14 protein-coding genes and 1 tRNA gene are annotated in these 14,366 nt (G+C 64.6%); 8 read left to right on the top strand and 7 right to left on the bottom strand.

What is annotated here, in order from left to right; genetic code table 11:
* Positions 1–18: 18 nt before the first annotated feature.
* The 3 genes from V1288_RS04065 to V1288_RS04055 form a co-directional block, all read right to left on the bottom strand.
* Entirely contained in the window at positions 19–288 is a 270-nt protein-coding gene (locus V1288_RS04065) for a DUF7660 family protein (protein ID WP_247383583.1), read from the bottom strand.
* A 156-nt stretch (positions 289–444) separates the two neighbouring features.
* Entirely contained in the window at positions 445–1,308 is an 864-nt protein-coding gene (locus V1288_RS04060) for a class I SAM-dependent methyltransferase (RefSeq protein ID WP_334355846.1), read from the bottom strand.
* A 199-nt stretch (positions 1,309–1,507) separates the two neighbouring features.
* Entirely contained in the window at positions 1,508–2,401 is an 894-nt protein-coding gene (locus tag V1288_RS04055; RefSeq protein ID WP_334355845.1) for an NAD(P)/FAD-dependent oxidoreductase, read from the bottom strand.
* Here V1288_RS04055 and V1288_RS04050 point away from each other — a divergent pair.
* The gene (locus V1288_RS04050) at positions 2,400–2,651 is read left to right on the top strand and encodes a hypothetical protein (RefSeq protein WP_334355844.1); all 252 of its coding nucleotides are present in this window, start codon (positions 2,400–2,402) and stop codon (positions 2,649–2,651) included. The two genes, V1288_RS04055 and V1288_RS04050, sit on opposite strands and share 2 nt — an antisense overlap.
* A gap of 37 nt (positions 2,652–2,688) precedes the next feature.
* Entirely contained in the window at positions 2,689–3,372 is a 684-nt protein-coding gene (locus V1288_RS04045; RefSeq protein ID WP_334355843.1) for a TetR/AcrR family transcriptional regulator, read from the top strand.
* Positions 3,373–3,786: 414 nt separating this feature from the next.
* On the opposite strand, the gene V1288_RS04040 is transcribed toward V1288_RS04045, so the two are convergent.
* Positions 3,787–3,862: transfer RNA gene (locus V1288_RS04040), tRNA-Ile, on the bottom strand.
* Positions 3,863–4,033: 171 nt separating this feature from the next.
* Here V1288_RS04040 and V1288_RS04035 point away from each other — a divergent pair.
* On the top strand, positions 4,034–5,002 hold the full coding sequence (locus V1288_RS04035; protein ID WP_334355842.1) for a TAXI family TRAP transporter solute-binding subunit: 969 nt from the start codon (positions 4,034–4,036) through the stop codon (positions 5,000–5,002).
* Between the two features lie 78 nt (positions 5,003–5,080).
* Here V1288_RS04035 and V1288_RS04030 read toward each other — a convergent pair whose 3' ends face one another.
* Positions 5,081–6,292: an ABC transporter substrate-binding protein gene (locus V1288_RS04030; protein ID WP_334355841.1), complete on the bottom strand. Its 1,212-nt coding sequence runs from the start codon at positions 6,290–6,292 to the stop codon at positions 5,081–5,083.
* Positions 6,293–6,470: 178 nt separating this feature from the next.
* On the opposite strand from V1288_RS04030, the gene V1288_RS04025 reads away from it, so the two are divergent.
* Genes V1288_RS04025 through V1288_RS04015 form a run of 3 tightly spaced genes read left to right on the top strand, consistent with a single transcriptional unit; the run spans position 6,471 to position 10,728 of the window.
* Positions 6,471–7,583 (top strand): molybdopterin-binding protein, encoded by a 1,113-nt coding sequence (locus tag V1288_RS04025; protein ID WP_334355840.1) that lies wholly within the window; start codon positions 6,471–6,473, stop codon positions 7,581–7,583.
* 1 nt (position 7,584) lies between these two features.
* Complete coding sequence (locus tag V1288_RS04020; protein WP_442893909.1) at positions 7,585–9,546, top strand: molybdopterin biosynthesis protein; 1,962 nt, start codon at positions 7,585–7,587, stop codon at positions 9,544–9,546.
* Positions 9,547–9,597: 51 nt separating this feature from the next.
* Positions 9,598–10,728, top strand: a complete 1,131-nt coding sequence (locus tag V1288_RS04015; protein WP_334355838.1) for an FAD-dependent monooxygenase — start codon at positions 9,598–9,600, stop codon at positions 10,726–10,728.
* Positions 10,729–10,889: 161 nt separating this feature from the next.
* Here V1288_RS04015 and mobA read toward each other — a convergent pair whose 3' ends face one another.
* Complete coding sequence (gene mobA / locus V1288_RS04010; protein WP_334355837.1) at positions 10,890–11,507, bottom strand: molybdenum cofactor guanylyltransferase MobA; 618 nt, start codon at positions 11,505–11,507, stop codon at positions 10,890–10,892.
* Positions 11,500–12,387, bottom strand: a complete 888-nt coding sequence (locus tag V1288_RS04005) for a formate dehydrogenase accessory sulfurtransferase FdhD (protein ID WP_334355836.1) — start codon at positions 12,385–12,387, stop codon at positions 11,500–11,502. Before V1288_RS04005 ends, mobA begins: the two co-directional genes overlap by 8 nt.
* Positions 12,388–12,568: 181 nt before the next feature.
* On the opposite strand from V1288_RS04005, the gene mobB reads away from it, so the two are divergent.
* Both mobB and V1288_RS03995 read left to right on the top strand, forming a co-directional pair.
* Entirely contained in the window at positions 12,569–13,096 is a 528-nt protein-coding gene (gene mobB, locus V1288_RS04000; RefSeq protein WP_334355835.1) for a molybdopterin-guanine dinucleotide biosynthesis protein B, read from the top strand.
* Between the two features lie 8 nt (positions 13,097–13,104).
* Positions 13,105–14,361 (top strand): molybdopterin molybdotransferase MoeA, encoded by a 1,257-nt coding sequence (locus V1288_RS03995; protein ID WP_334355834.1) that lies wholly within the window; start codon positions 13,105–13,107, stop codon positions 14,359–14,361.
* Positions 14,362–14,366: the final 5 nt, after the last annotated feature.

The raw sequence follows: 14,366 nt of genomic DNA, 5'->3' as shown, positions 1-14,366 counted from the left end.
ACCGAAGGCGCGTCAGGGCTACTCGTAGATGCTGGCCGCATGCAGCAGTCGAGCAAGGACGGCGTAAGGCATGCTTTCCCGCTCATGCCCGTCCAGGAGGCGGCTTTGGCCAAGGGGGCTCGGCCCTTGATGGTCTCGCAGCACAGCTGCGAAAGCTTCGAGATATTGGTCCAGCGTAACCTGCTCCCATTCCTCCGGATGCGCCAGCAAGTGCTCGCGGAGACTCTCCACATAAGCGGAGAGCTCGGACGCATTCGAGGGAGCGGCATCGATAAGCCGGTGACTCATGTCAGCACCCATCTCTTCTGCGTACCCTGACCGATTGGCCAACTAACTAACTCTCTACTCTCCGAGACCGCCGGCGAATACGCCCTCATCTGGTCCCGCTGACCGGCCAAAGACGCCCCCCTCCACCGAGCGGGGCGTCTCCCCTGCTAATCCCTGTCAGCTTGCCGGATTGCGCGCCATGACGATCCACGTCGCGCCGTCGATCATCACCGACCGCTCGCCGGGGCGGCCCGCGAAGGCGGCACGAACCGCGGCCGAGGCGCGGGCGCGGATGTCGTCGGGCTGATCAGCGAGCGCGCGCGACAGCGGGCCGACCTCGAACGTCATCTTCACCGCGTCGTCGATCGCCGCGTCCCGCGTCGCGCCCTCGCCAAACGGGATGGAAGCATCGAAGGGCGCGATAGCGATATCGGTGAAGCCGGCCGCCGTCAGGATGCGAGCCACCCGCCCCCGGTCGCCGAACGAGAATGGGCCGGGCGCTTCGGGATCGGGCAGCGCCGTCGGCGGGACGATGCCTTTGATCGCGCCCATCGGCAGGCGCACCCAATCGTTCTCGGCCGCGCCACGCCAGCAGACGAAAGCGACCCGCCCGCCCGGCTGGAGCGCGCGGCGCATATGGGCGAACGCCCCTGTCGGATCGTCGAAGAACATCACCCCGAAACGCGAGAACAGGATGTCGAACGCCCCCTCGGGCAGCTCGGCGCTGCTGGCGTCGGCCACCCGGAACAGGGCCGGCGTATCCTGTAGCGCAAGCGCGCGCGCTCGGCCGATCAGCGGTTCGGATATGTCCACGCCCAGCACTTGGCCCCCCGCGCCGACGCGGGCGGCCAGAGCCAGACTCGACGCGCCCGCGCCGCAGCCGACGTCCAGCACGCGCTCGCCCGTCGCGGGCGCGGCGGCTTCGATCGCGGCCTGGCCGAACACCGCCAGCCTGGCATCGAGCCGGGCCTGGTGGGCGACCCAGCGCTCCCCGCTTTGGCCATTCCAGTCGGCGACCTGATCGGCATTGTGCTGTGCCATGACATATCCTTGTTCTGATTCGTTCTTAACTAAGCTATCCGATGCCAAAGCGCGCATCGTCTCCAGCGATCCCGCGTCCACCAGCGATAAGGCGCCAGACCTGCGTGTGATCGTCTCATGCGTCGAGATCGGTGCCGCCTAGCGCCGGACTTCGAAGGACAACCGCGCCCGCGGCAACCGGAGAAGGGAATCTGTGCTCTCAAACCAGCATCGACTGCTGGGCGAAGATACCCGCCATCGCGCCTTGCCATGATGCCGTGGTGACCGAGGCCATGAGGGGGTTGGCGAGGTCGCCGGCGGCGTAGATGCCGGGCATGCTGGTTTCGCGGCGCTCGTCGACCTTGAGGGCGATGCCGAGGGGCGTATCGACCGTGGCGAGACCCAGTGATTCATGCAGGCTTGCGGACGGCTTGTTGCGCGGATGGGCGAACAGGATGTCGACCACGACATCGGGGCCGGTATCGAGCTTGACGGTGGCGCTATGGCCCCCGTGATGGGCGATCTCGGTGATCCGGCCCTCGACGACAGGTATGTTGCGGCGCGCCAGATCGGCCCGGATATCGGGCGGAATGTCGTGACCATCGGCGAAGAGCGTCAACCTGTCGGTCCAATCGTGGAACAGCCTGACCTGATTGTGCGACTGCGGGCCGGACCAGACGAGGCCCCAATGCTGGCCGGCGACTTCAAAGCCGTCGCAATAGGGGCAGGGCACGATGGACGTGCCCCAGCCTTCGGCAAAGCCCGGAACATCAGGCATCTGGTCGGCGACGCCATAGCTCAGGATCAGGCGGCGCGCCCCAAGGCGTTCGCCATCGCCAGTGAGGACGGAGAAATCGTCGATGGTGCCGGATACGCTGTCGGCCCCGGCATTGACCAGCCTGATCGTGGGATAACGCGCCAGCTGCTGCCGCGCCTCGGCGAGGATGTCCAGCGGCGGCTTGTGATCGTGGCCGAGCAGGCCATGCGAGTGGCCGGCGAAGCGGTTGCGTGGCAGGCCGGTATCGAGAACGGTGACCTTGCGGCGGGCACGGCCGAGCTGCAGGGCGCCGGCGAGACCGGCAAAGCTGCCGCCGATGATGATGACGTCATCCATGGTGATGGGCTCCGTGTTGTGGATGGAGGGGGTTGGGCTGGGCCTGGCGCGCAATATCGTCCAGCGATACGCGCTCGAGACGGGCAGCGAGCAGGGCTTCGGCATCTGCGAGAAAGTCGCCCATCACTGTGTTGACCGGCCGGACAATGCCGCATTCGATATCGCCGGGCGGCCCGGGGAACTTGATTTGGAGGACAGGTTGAAACCTACCCATTGGCTTGCACATTTCAGATACTACATGGTATCGTAATGCAAGAATTATAATACTGTCAAGTACTGGAATTGTCGTGACCGAAAACAGCCAGGGCCGGCGCGGCCGGCCCGCCAACCAGGCGCTTGGCCAAACGATAGTCGACGCCGCGAGCGAACTCTTTGTGGAATTGGGTTTTCAAGCGACGACATTGGACAAGGTCGCCCAGCGGGCGAAGATATCCAAGCTCAGCATCTATCGGCACTTCGAGAACAAGGAGGCGCTGTTCAGCGCAGCCATCGCGGCCGGCTGCCATCAGTTGTTTGCACCACAGGCCCTTCTTGAAGGCGTCGACGGTTCGGTCGAAGATCAGCTCATGGCGGTCGGATCATCCCTGCTTCGCACGCTGTTGAGATCAGACGTCCGCAGTGTCGAAGCCATGGTCATGGCCGACAAGACGAATCAAAACTCGTTAAGCAAGCTCCATTACGAAGCCGGCCCCGCCCATGTCATCGCCCAAATCGAGGCCCTGTTGCGTCAGTTGCACGCGAAGGCGCTTCTGAACGTGCCCGATCCTCTCCGCTCCGCCCGCTTGTTTGCCGCGCTTTTCAAAGGATCCGATCTCCTGATTATCGCACGCTTCGATCAGGCGAGAGCAGAGGACGACAACGAAATCGAATCCTATTGCCGGTCGGCCGTCGCCATGTTCATCGCCGCGCACGGTTGCAACGACCACGTGGGCGGATATTTGCCTGCCCCAAGGTCAAAAAACAAAATTTGAATCGTGCGTGACCGATGTTGTCAAAATAACCGAGACCGGTTTGAAATCATGGAGGCCGAAGAGCTTTCGATTGGCGACAAGATCGCGGAAAAATACGCTTGTTGAACTATCGGTTGCGATACCAGTCCGCACGATGATTCCCGCGCGCCCACCCGCTCTTGTCAGTTGGGAAGAAAAGGGGCGTCCGGTCAATCGGCGGCACCCATCTTCCTTGGAGATGCAGCGGACAGCCCTCGACGAGAAAAGACCCCCCTCACTTTTTTCGGGTCGCAAATTCGGCGAAAAAATCGAGGAGAAATTTGACAGGCGTTTCAGGGAGATCTGAGATCGAGTCGTTTTCAAAACGAAATCGAGTCGTTCTTAAAGCGGAAATCGAGTCGTTTTCAAAGTGTCCGCATAAAGTGATTGATTTGTTGGTGGGCCCGGCAGGACTCGAACCTGCAACCAGACCGTTATGAGCGGCCGGCTCTAACCATTGAGCTACAGGCCCCGCCGCGGAACGGCCGAAAAGCGGCGGCCGGCAACGGTGCCGCCATCGTTTACAGGCATGACAGCGATACGGCAATGCCGCCCTTGGGATCCAAAAACAGGCTTTCATCAGGCCCTGCGCTTGCCTACAACCTCCGCTGCATCATTCGTCACCAAACGCTTGAGGCCAAAAATGAAACTCGCTGGGATCGTCTGGGCCGGCCTGCTGCTGTTTGCCGGCGCCGCCGCGGCGCAGGAGGGAGGCAAGGCCATTACCAAAACCACGATCAGCCTGGGGACCGCGACGCCGGGCGGCGGCTTTCCGGTCTATGGCAATGCCTTCGCCGAAATCGTGAACGCCGCCGATCCGGCGCTCTCGGTCGAGCCGCGCAACACCAAGGGCTCCAACGAAAACATCCCGCTCTTGGAATCCGACCAGCTCGATATCGCGCTGGTGGCTGGCGAGCCGGCCTATGAGGCCTTCATGGGCATCGGCCGGCAGCCGGCAACGAAACTGAAAATCCTCACCGCGATGTATTCCAGCCCCGGCATGTTCGTGGTGCGGGCGGACAGTCCCTACAAAACGATCAGGGATCTGGTCGGCCAGCCGGTCGCCTTCGGCGCCAAGGGGTCGGGCCTGCCGATCCTGTCGCGCTATATTCTCGACGGCATCGGGCTGAAGCAGGACGAAGACTTCAAATCGATCTATCTCGACCGCGCCGGCGACGGCCCCGCCATGGTGCAGGATGGCCGCGCGGCGGCGCTGTGGGGCGCGGGCATCGGCTGGCCGGGTTTTGCTGCGATGGCACAGGCGCCGGGCGGCGCACGGTTCATCGCGCCTGACGGCGGCGACATCGCGCGCATCCGCGCCAAGCACACGTTCCTGAAGCCCCTGACAGTCCCCGCCAACAGCTATACCAACCAGCCGGCAGCGATCGATTCCGTCGGCTCGTGGAGCTTTGTGCTGGCGCGCGAAAGCCTGCCTGACGACGTCACCTACCGGCTGGCGCGCACGCTGCATGGGGCCGAGGCCGCGCTCTGCAAGAAGCTGCCGCAGGCCTGTGAGACCACGGCCGCGAACACGGTTGCGGCGGCGCCGAATGCGGCGCTGATCCATCCCGGCGTGATGAAGTATTTTAGGGAGATCGGGGTGGCGAAGTAGGTGAATGGCGAATGGTGAGTAGCGAATGGCGAGGTTCGCCACCTACTACTCGCCATTCGCTACTCGCCATTCGCCCGTTTATTTCTTCGCCATCGCACACGCCGGATCGGGCGGGCCGAACGCTTCATCGCCGGGAATCTTGGCGAGGATCTGGTAGTAATCCCACGGATATTTCGATTCTTCCGGCTTCTTGACCTGCACCAGCCAGAGGTCATGTACCATCAGATTGTCCTCGCGCAGCCTGCCGTTGCGGGAGAAGAAATCCTCAATCGGCTTTTCGCGCATCTTCGCCGCCACCTTCAGCGGCTCGTCGGTGCCGGCTTCCTTGATGGCGTTGAGATAGCTCGTGACCGAGGAATAGACGCCGGCTTGCCACATCGTCGGCATCCGGTTCATCTTGGCGAAATAGCGCTTCGACCATTCGCGCGTCTTGTCGTCCATGTCCCAGTAGAACGACGTCGTCAGCAACAGGCCCTGCGCCGCCGGCAATCCCAGCGAATGAATGTCTGTGATCAGCGCGAGCAGCGCTGCCATCTGCTGACCGCCCTTGAAGACTCCGAACTCGGCGGCGGTCTTGATCTCGTTCATGTTGTTGGGCGGACCGGCGGCGATGCCGATGATCTTGGCCTTGGAGGCCTGTGCCTGCAGGACGAAGGACGACAGATCGGGCGTGGCAAGCGGCGGGCGCACTGAACCCAGCACCTTGCCGCCATTGGCGGTGACGACGCTGGAGGCGTCGCGTTCCAGCGAGTGGCCGAACGCATAGTCATCGGTAATGAAGAACCAGCTATCGCCGCCGCGCTTCACCACGGCCTGCGCGGTGCCGACCGCGAGCGAACGGGTGTCGATCACCCACTGCATGGCGTAGGGCGAGCAGAACTTGCCGTGGAAATCCGCGGCGAGAGTCGAATGCGTTATGAACAGTTTCTTCTTTTCATTGGCGATGTTCTGCACGGCGAGGCCGACCGCCGACACCGGCACGTCGACGATCACGTCGACCTGGTCGACATCGTACCAGCGCCGCGCGATGCCGCCGCCGATGTCGGGCTTGAGCTGATGGTCGCCGACGACGATGCTGATCGGCTTGCCCAGCACCTTGCCGCCGAAATCATCGATCGCCATTTGCGCTGACGTGACCGAGCCCTGGCCAGTCGGCGTCGCCGCCGGACCGTTCATGTCGGTGAGGACGCCGATCTTGACCAAATCGTCTGAAACTTGCGCGAGCGCGGCGGTCGATGCCAGCAGCGCGCCCGCGAGTATTCCCAGCCTGGATAGGTTCCCGGCGAACATCCTGTCTTCTCCTCCCTGGAATCGGCACGTTGGCCGTTGGTTTTTGCAGACGGTTGATCCGCCAATTGGTCTCATTTGCAACTATTTTGGGACGGCGTCAACGTGGTCCGGAGGGGCACGATGACGGCAGTCCCCCGGTTCTGTTTATTTCCGGCCCGATTCAGGGCATAGCCGGGCCATGACCTCGCCCCAGCGCCTGCCGACCTCGCTGACACCGCTCGATAGGGCGCTCGACGCCCTGCTCAACGGCGTGGAACCGGTCGCGCCGGTGGAATTAACCCTCAAGGAAGCGCTGCGTTGCATCGCCGCGGAGATGCCGCCGCTCCAGGCCCATCCGCAGCGCGACATCGCCGCGGCGGATGGCTACGCCTTTTGCGCCCGCGATCTCGTCGGCGCGTCTTCCTATGCGCCGTTGCCATTGTCGGCGCCGCCGGTCTGGGTCGAGGCCGGCGAGGCCATGCCGGAAGCTTGCGACTGCGTGCTTGATTCCGATTCCGTCGACGTGTCAGGCCCGCTGCCGCAGGTGCTGGCGGAGGCGATTCCGGGGCAGGGCGTGCGCCGGGCAGGCGGTGATATCGCCGCCGGCAGTCTCGTCGCGGAGGCCGGGCGGCGCGTGCTGCCGCGCGATCTCCTGGTGGCGTGCGCGGCCGGATTGGAACGATTGAAAGTCCGCCGCCCGAGGCTGCGCATCGTCAATGTTCCCGGCGGCGCCGTGACGGCGGATCTGATCGCGGAGAGCGCGCGGGCCACCGGCGCCGACGTCGTGTCATCGACCGCCGCAGGCCGCGATGCCGGATCGATTGCCGCGGCGCTCGATGATGGCGCGTGCGATCTGCTCCTGATCATCGGCGGCTCCGGCGTCGGCCGCACCGACGCGGCAGTGATGGCATTGGCTGCGCGTGGCAAAATTCTCGCCCACGGCATTGCCCTGCAACCTGGTCGCACCTCGGCCGTCGGGCGCCTCAGTAAGATTCCCGTCGTGGTGCTGCCGGGCGCGCCGGATCAGGCCCTTGCGGCATGGTGGACGCTGGCGCTTCCCGCGGTCGATCGCCTTTCGGGCCGGCGCCTGCGCAAGACAGTCAATTTGCCGCTGGCGCGCAAGATTGCATCTCACGTCGGCCTCGCCGAGATCGTGCTGCTGGAGCGGAAGCAGGACATGTGGATCCCGCTGGCGGTAAGCGAATTGTCGCTTGAGTCGATCGCCCGCGCCGAGGCCTGGCTCGTGGTATCAGGCGGCTCGGAAGGATTTGCGGCAGGCAGCCCGGTCGATGCCTATATGTTGCGGGACTGATATGAGTTCGGGAATGATCAATACGCCCTCACCGAAGGATCGCGACAATAGCGAGCAGGACCAGTTCCTGACGGTCCTGTCGCGCGAGGATGCGCTGGCGCGTTTCGAAGCCGCCTTGTTTCCGCGCGCCGTGCCGGGCGAGCAACGGCCGCTCGCCGACGCACTCGGCTGCGCGCTGGCCGAGGATGTCGTGGCGCCGATCGACGTGCCGCCGTTCGACCGCTCCAATGTCGATGGCTTTGCAGTCCGCTCGGCCGATCTCGCGGTCGCCGGCGAAGCTTCGCCGGTCCGCGTGATGCTGAACGACGAGATGATCGCCTGCGGCACCGCACCGGCGCGGCCGGTATTGTCGGGAACGGCCACACCCATCGCGACCGGCGGTCCGGTGCCGCGCGGCGCGGACGCCGTCGTCATGGTCGAGCATACGCAGCCGGCGGGGCCTCGCGCGATCGAAATCCGCCGCGCGGCTTTCCCCGGTCAATTCGTCTCCTATGCCGGTTCCGATATCGCCCGCGGCGAGGCGCTGCTGCGCGCCGGCGCCATCATCGGCTCGCGCGAGATCGGCATGCTGGCGGCCTGCGGCATCGCGCAGATTTCCGTCGCGCGCCGGCCGCGCGTCGCCATCATCTCCACCGGCGACGAACTGGTGCAGCCCGGCCAACCGCTGCAGCCCGCCGCAATCTACGACACCAATGGCGCGATCGTGACAGCCGCGATCTCGGAGAACGGCGGCGAGGCGCATTTTTTCGGCGCGATCCCGGACGACGAAGCGCAACTCGAATCCGCGATGCGCAAGGCGCTGGAAGCCAGCGACATGCTGGTGCTGTCGGGCGGCACGTCCAAGGGCGCGGGCGACGTCTCCCACCGCATCATCGGCCGGCTCGGTAGGCCCGGCATCATCGCGCATGGCGTGGCGCTGAAGCCAGGCAAGCCGCTGTGCCTGGCGGTATGCGACGGCAAGCCCGTCATCATCCTGCCGGGATTTCCAACCTCGGCGATGTTCACCTTTCACGACATGATCGTGCCGGTGCTGCGGCGGATGGCGGGCCTGCCGCCGCGTTCGGATGCCATGGTCAATGCACGCGTACCGGTTCGGATCGCATCCGAGCTGGGCCGGACTGAATTCGTCATGGTGTCGCTGGTCGAGGGCGCGGATGGTTTGATCGCTTACCCTACGGGAAAAGGCTCCGGCGCGATCACCTCCTTTGCACAGGCTGACGGCTTTCTGCGGATCGATGCGCTGGCCGACCAGATGCCGGCCGGCAGGGAGGCCGAGGTCACGCTGTTCACGCCGCATGTGCGGGTGCCGGATCTCGTCATCGTCGGCAGCCACTGCACCGGCCTCGATCTCGTCACCGCGCCGCTGGCGCATGCCGGGCTCGTCGTGCGTTCGATCGCCGTCGGCAGCCTCGGTGGCCTCGCGGCCGCCAAACGCGGCGAGTGCGATTTTGCGCCGATCCATTTGTTCGACGAGAAGACCGAGACCTACAACACGCCCTATCTCAGCGACGGGCTCGAACTGCTGCCGGGATGGCGGCGCATGCAGGGCATCGTCTTCCGCACGGGCGACCGGCGCTTCGAGGGGATGTCAGCCGAAGCCGCGGTCCGCGCAGCGCTCGCCGATCCTGCCTGCATCATGGTCAATCGCAATCAAGGCGCGGGTACGCGCATCCTGATCGACCGGCTGCTCGCCGGCGCGCGTCCGGACGGTTACTGGAATCAGCCGCGCTCGCACAATGCGGTGGCGGCGGCGGTCGCGCAGCACCGTGCTGACTGGGGCATGACCATTGCGCCGGTCGCGCATGCGTCAAACCTGGGTTTCATTCCCTTCGCCGAAGAGCATTATGATTTCGCGCTGGTAAAGGCGCGCAAGCAACGGCCGGCCGTGCAGGCCTTCCTCGAAGCACTGGCGTCGGACGCGGCACGCGCGGCGCTGGAGCAGGCGGGATTTCGGCCGGTCTGACGCGCCACAGGTGAGAAGCCGTCAACAGAAACGGCTCGGGCAGGGACGGCAATGGCAAGACCGCTATCGATTGCGATCATCGGCGCCGGCATGGGTGGGCTCGCGACCGCCGCGGCGCTGCGGCGGGTCGGCATCGACGTCACCGTCTGCGAGCAGGCCACGCAATTCGCGCGGCTGGGCGCCGGCATCCAGATCGGTTGCAACGCGATGAAGGCGCTGCGTGGGCTGGGGCTGGAGGCGAGACTGCGCGCGCAGTCGTTCTATCCACGCTCCTGGAATAATCGCGACTGGCGCACTGGCGAAGTCAAATTCGACATGATCTTCGGCGAAAGCGCCGAGCAGAAGTTCGGCGCGCCCTATCTGCTGGCGCATCGCGGCGATCTCCATGCGGCGCTTGCCAGCGCCGTTCCCGATGCCTGCATCAGACTTAATCACAAATTGGCCGGGCTGGAAGAAACCGGCGAAGGCGTCCGGCTCACCTTTGCCAGTGGCGCAACCGCCGTTGCTGACGCCGTGATCGGCGCCGACGGTGTTCACTCCGTGGTGCGGGATATGCTGTTCGGCGTCTCGCCGGTGAACTTCACCGGGCGGATCGCCTACCGTACCACCTATCCCGCCGCGCTGCTCGGCGGCGAACGGATCGACGATTGCACCAAATGGTGGGGCGACGACCGCCACATCGTCATCTATTACGTCAGGCCGGACCGCAGCGAGATCTACCTCGTCACCAGCCAGCCGGAGCCGGATTTTCGTATCGAGTCCTGGTCGGCGAAGGGCGATGTCAGGGAATTGCGCAAAGCATTCGCCGGCTTCGACCGCCAGGTTGAACAGGTGCTGGCCGTATGCCCCGACGTGCACAAATGGGCGATCGTCGACCGCAATTCGCTGGAGCGATGGGCCGACCGCAACGTGACGCTGCTCGGCGACGCCTGCCACCCAATGACGCCCTACATGGCCCAGGGCGCGGCGATGGCGATTGAGGACGCCGCGGTGCTGTCGCGCTGCCTCGACGGCGTCGAGCGGGAAGGCGTTGCAAATGCATTTCGCCGCTTCGAGGCGACACGCAAGGCGCGAACGGAACGTATCCAGCAAATCTCGCGCGCCAACACCTGGCTCAGCGGCAAGACCGATACGGATTGGGTGTACGGCTACGACGCCTGGACAGTGCCGCTGGCGGCGTAGAGAGGGCATGCGCTCAATGGCGAATTCGTGTCCCGGACGCGGCGCAGCGGTGCGCTGCAGAACCGGGACCCACCTTGCTCGACGATGGGCCCCCGGATCTATAGCGCATCGAAGACGCGCGTAAACGCGCTTTTGGTGCTGCACAGCATCCGGGGCACGAGTTAACCCCCATCCAACGCCGCCAACCGCTCGGCCTCTGCAATATCGTCCATGGTATTGGCGTTGAAAAACGGATCGAGTGGCATTGTCGGCCACGCCACGGTGGCGAGTTTGTAGCGGGCGGTCCAGCGGTCGATCTTCCTGATATCCTCAACCACAAGCGCGTGGCGAAGTTGCTCGCGCAAGCCGATCCTCCACAGTCCGATCACCGGATGTGACTGGCCGTCGGAAGCGGCAACGGCAAGTTCGGCGTTTTCCGCCGTGAGCGCGCCATGCAGCCGCGACACCAGATCGCGCGGCAGGAACGGGCAGTCGGCGGCGGCGCTCAACACCAATTCAACATCTGGCCGGTTGGCCGCAGCCCAGTCGAGCGCCGCGAGGATACCTGCGAGCGGGCCGGGAAAATCGGCGACGCCATCTGCAATGACTGGCAGGCCGAACGCGGCAAAGCGAGCGGGATCACCATTGGCATTGAGGATCAAGCCGTCGCATTGCGGCTTCAGGCGCGCGATCACGCGATCGAGGATGGTGCGGCCGGCGATCGTGCGCATCGGCTTGTCGCCGCCGCCCATTCTGCGCGCGAGGCCGCCGGCCAGCAGCACGCCGGGGATACTAGTCATCGCTTTCGCCCTTGCGCTTGTGCCGCGCCGATTCTTCCGCGACATAGTCGAGGTCCTGGTCGAACACGATGCGTTCCTGGCCGGACAGCGCGATGAAGCGTTTGCCGCGCGTGCGCCCGACCAGCGTCAGCCCGACCTGCCGCGCCAGTTCGACGCCCCATGCCGTAAATCCCGAGCGCGAGACGAGAATGGGAATTCCCATCCGCACCGTCTTGATCACCATCTCCGACGTAAGGCGGCCGGTGGTGTAGAGGATCTTGTCGGCGGGATCGACGCCGTGGCGATAGATCCAGCCCGCGATCTTGTCGACGGCGTTGTGGCGGCCGACATCCTCGGTGTAACACACCGGCGCGCCTTCCTTGCACAGCACGCAGCCATGTATCGCGCCGGCTTCCAGGTAGAGCGAGGGCATGGTGTTGATCGTACGCGTCATCTGGTAGAGCCAGGAGGTGCGTAATTCCGCCTTAGGCAGCGCGACGCTTTCAACCGCTTCGAGCAGATCGCCGAACGCCGTGCCCTGCGCGCAGCCGGAAGTCTGCGTGCGCTTCTTCAGTTTTGCCTCGAAGTTGGTGTGATGCTCGGTGCGCACCACCACCACCTGAAGGTCGTCGTGATATTCGACCTCGGTGACGACGTCGTCGTATTTCAGCATGTTCTGGTTGAGGAGATAGCCGAGCGCCAGGTATTCCGGATAGTCGCCGATCGTCATCATGGTGACGATCTCCTGGGCGTTCAGATACAGGGTCAGCGGCCGTTCCACCGGCACCTGGATTTCGACCGCCGCACCCGTCTGGTCGGTCCCGGCGACGCGCTCGGTCAGCCGCGGATCCTCGGGATTCGGCACGATCAGGGGAGCTGGGGCTTTGTCGATTTTCATCATACCCGCAGGTTAGCATGACAATGGCTTCCAGCCGATATAAAGCATTTCAGGGTATGGACAATGTGGCCAACACCGTCGTTGCGAGCGAAGCGAAGCAATCCATAGCGCAGCAAAGAAAGCGTGGATTGCTTCGTCGCTTCGCTCCTCGCAATGACGGTCAGAGCCGGTTCCGGAGAACGTAATGAAGGTAATAGGCCTCGCGGGATGGAGCGGCGCCGGCAAGACCACCTTGCTGACGCGGGCGATCCCGCAATTGCAAAAGCAGGGCCTGCGCGTCTCCGTCATCAAGCACGCCCATCATGCCTTCGACGTCGACATGCCCGGCAAGGATTCCTGGAAGCATCGCGAGGCTGGTGCGGCCGAAGTCCTGGTATCTTCCAGCCAGCGCTGGGCCCTGATGCACGAGCTGCGTGGCGCGGCCGAGCCGCGGCTGCCGGAACTGCTGGCAAAGATGACGCCGGTCGATCTCGTCGTGGTCGAGGGTTTTAAGCGCGAGCCGCACCGCAAAATCGAGGTTTATCGCGCCGCGAATGAAAAGCCGCTGCTGTTTCCGGACGATCCCGGCATTGTCGGCATTGCGACCGATACGGCGGTTGAAACCGCCCTGCCGACCGCCCATCTCGACGATATCGAGGCGGTGGCGGCGATGATGCTGAAATCGGCGATCTCGCTCGAAGACGTGCTGGCGAAATGCGAAGCTGAGGGCTGATCAGGCACATGGCGCAATTGTCCGACGATTGCTTTGCCTTCGGTGGTCCGATGATGTCGGTCGATGAGGCCGTGGGTCTCATTGCCACGCGCGTGACGCCGGTCGTGGATATCGAGACCGTCGTGCTCGCCCGCGCCGATGGCCGCATTCTCGCGCACGACATTCTGGCGCCGCTGCCGCTGCCGCCCTTCACCAATTCCGCAGTCGACGGCTATGCGGTTTCGAGCCGCGACCTGCCGCAGAAGGAAGAGGGGACGTTTCCGGTGGTCGGCCGCGTTCAGGCAGGCAGCTCCGTATCTGCGCCGGTCAAGCCGGGGCAGGCGATACGCATCTTTACCGGCGCGCCGATGCCCGAAGGCGCCGATACCGTGTTCATGCAGGAAGACGTGCGCGTCGAAGGCGACAAGGTCGTGGTGCCTGCCGGCCTCAAGCCCGGCGCCAATGTGCGGCCCGCGGGTGAAGATATTCCGGCAGGCTTCGCGGCACTGAAGGCCGGCCAAAGGCTGCGGCCGCAGGATGTCGCGCTCGCCGCAGCCTTCGGCCTGGCGCAACTCGATGTCGTCAGGCGCATTCGCGTTGCCGTGTTCTCCACCGGCAACGAACTGGCTTCGCCGGGCGAAGCGCGTGCCCCGGCGCAATTGTTTGATTCCAACCGCTTCATGCTGATGGCGATGTTGAGCCGGCTCGGCTGCGAGGTCAGCGATCTCGGCATCCTCAGGGACGACCGCGCCGCGCTCGCCCGTGCCCTGCAGGAGGTCGCCGGCACGCACGACCTGATCCTCACCACCGGTGGCGTTTCGACCGGCGAGGAAGATCACGTCAAGGCGAGCGTCGAAAGCGTCGGCAGGCTGGTGCTGTGGCGGATGGCGATCAAGCCGGGCCGCCCCGTTGCGATGGGAATCATCGGCGGCACACCATTCATCGGCTTGCCCGGCAATCCGGTGGCGAGTTTTGTTACCTTCGTCCATGTGGTGCGGCCGACGATTCTGGCGCTGTCCGGCGCGCAGCCGGAGAAGCTGATGCCGATGCCGGTTCGCGCCGCCTTCAGCTACAGGAAAAAGATTTCGCGCCGCGAATATGTCCGCGTCACCCTGCGCAAGGGTGCCGATGGCGCGCTCGAAGCGGTGAAGTTTCCACGCGAAGGCGCTGGCCTTTTGTCCTCGCTGGCGGATACCGACGGCCTGGTCGAGCTTGGCGAAGAAATCACGCAGGTCGCGCCCGGTGAGATGATCGGGTTCCTGTCCTATGCAGGCTTGTTCAATTGAAGTCC

Source organism: Bradyrhizobium sp. AZCC 2176 (assembly GCF_036924645.1).
Lineage (GTDB): Bacteria > Pseudomonadota > Alphaproteobacteria > Rhizobiales > Xanthobacteraceae > Bradyrhizobium.
Note: the sequence above shows the minus strand (reverse complement) of the source record. Positions and strands in the feature narration are given on the sequence as shown.

Excerpts from the sequence above, each read along its gene's own strand:
- mobB (WP_334355835.1), top strand. The coding sequence starts at position 12,569 with ATGAAGGTAATAGGCCTCGCGGGATGGAGCGGCGCCGGCAAGACCACC.
- V1288_RS04030 (WP_334355841.1), bottom strand. The coding sequence starts at position 6,292 with ATGTTCGCCGGGAACCTATCCAGGCTGGGAATACTCGCGGGCGCGCTG.
- V1288_RS04055 (WP_334355845.1), bottom strand. The coding sequence starts at position 2,401 with ATGGATGACGTCATCATCATCGGCGGCAGCTTTGCCGGTCTCGCCGGC.
- mobA (WP_334355837.1), bottom strand. The coding sequence starts at position 11,507 with ATGACTAGTATCCCCGGCGTGCTGCTGGCCGGCGGCCTCGCGCGCAGA.
- V1288_RS04025 (WP_334355840.1), top strand. The coding sequence starts at position 6,471 with ATGACCTCGCCCCAGCGCCTGCCGACCTCGCTGACACCGCTCGATAGG.
- V1288_RS04015 (WP_334355838.1), top strand. The coding sequence starts at position 9,598 with ATGGCAAGACCGCTATCGATTGCGATCATCGGCGCCGGCATGGGTGGG.
- V1288_RS04020 (WP_442893909.1), top strand. The coding sequence starts at position 7,585 with ATGAGTTCGGGAATGATCAATACGCCCTCACCGAAGGATCGCGACAAT.
- V1288_RS04005 (WP_334355836.1), bottom strand. The coding sequence starts at position 12,387 with ATGATGAAAATCGACAAAGCCCCAGCTCCCCTGATCGTGCCGAATCCC.
- V1288_RS04050 (WP_334355844.1), top strand. The coding sequence starts at position 2,400 with ATGGTGATGGGCTCCGTGTTGTGGATGGAGGGGGTTGGGCTGGGCCTG.
- V1288_RS03995 (WP_334355834.1), top strand. The coding sequence starts at position 13,105 with ATGGCGCAATTGTCCGACGATTGCTTTGCCTTCGGTGGTCCGATGATG.
- V1288_RS04060 (WP_334355846.1), bottom strand. The coding sequence starts at position 1,308 with ATGGCACAGCACAATGCCGATCAGGTCGCCGACTGGAATGGCCAAAGC.
- V1288_RS04035 (WP_334355842.1), top strand. The coding sequence starts at position 4,034 with ATGAAACTCGCTGGGATCGTCTGGGCCGGCCTGCTGCTGTTTGCCGGC.
- V1288_RS04065 (WP_247383583.1), bottom strand. The coding sequence starts at position 288 with ATGAGTCACCGGCTTATCGATGCCGCTCCCTCGAATGCGTCCGAGCTC.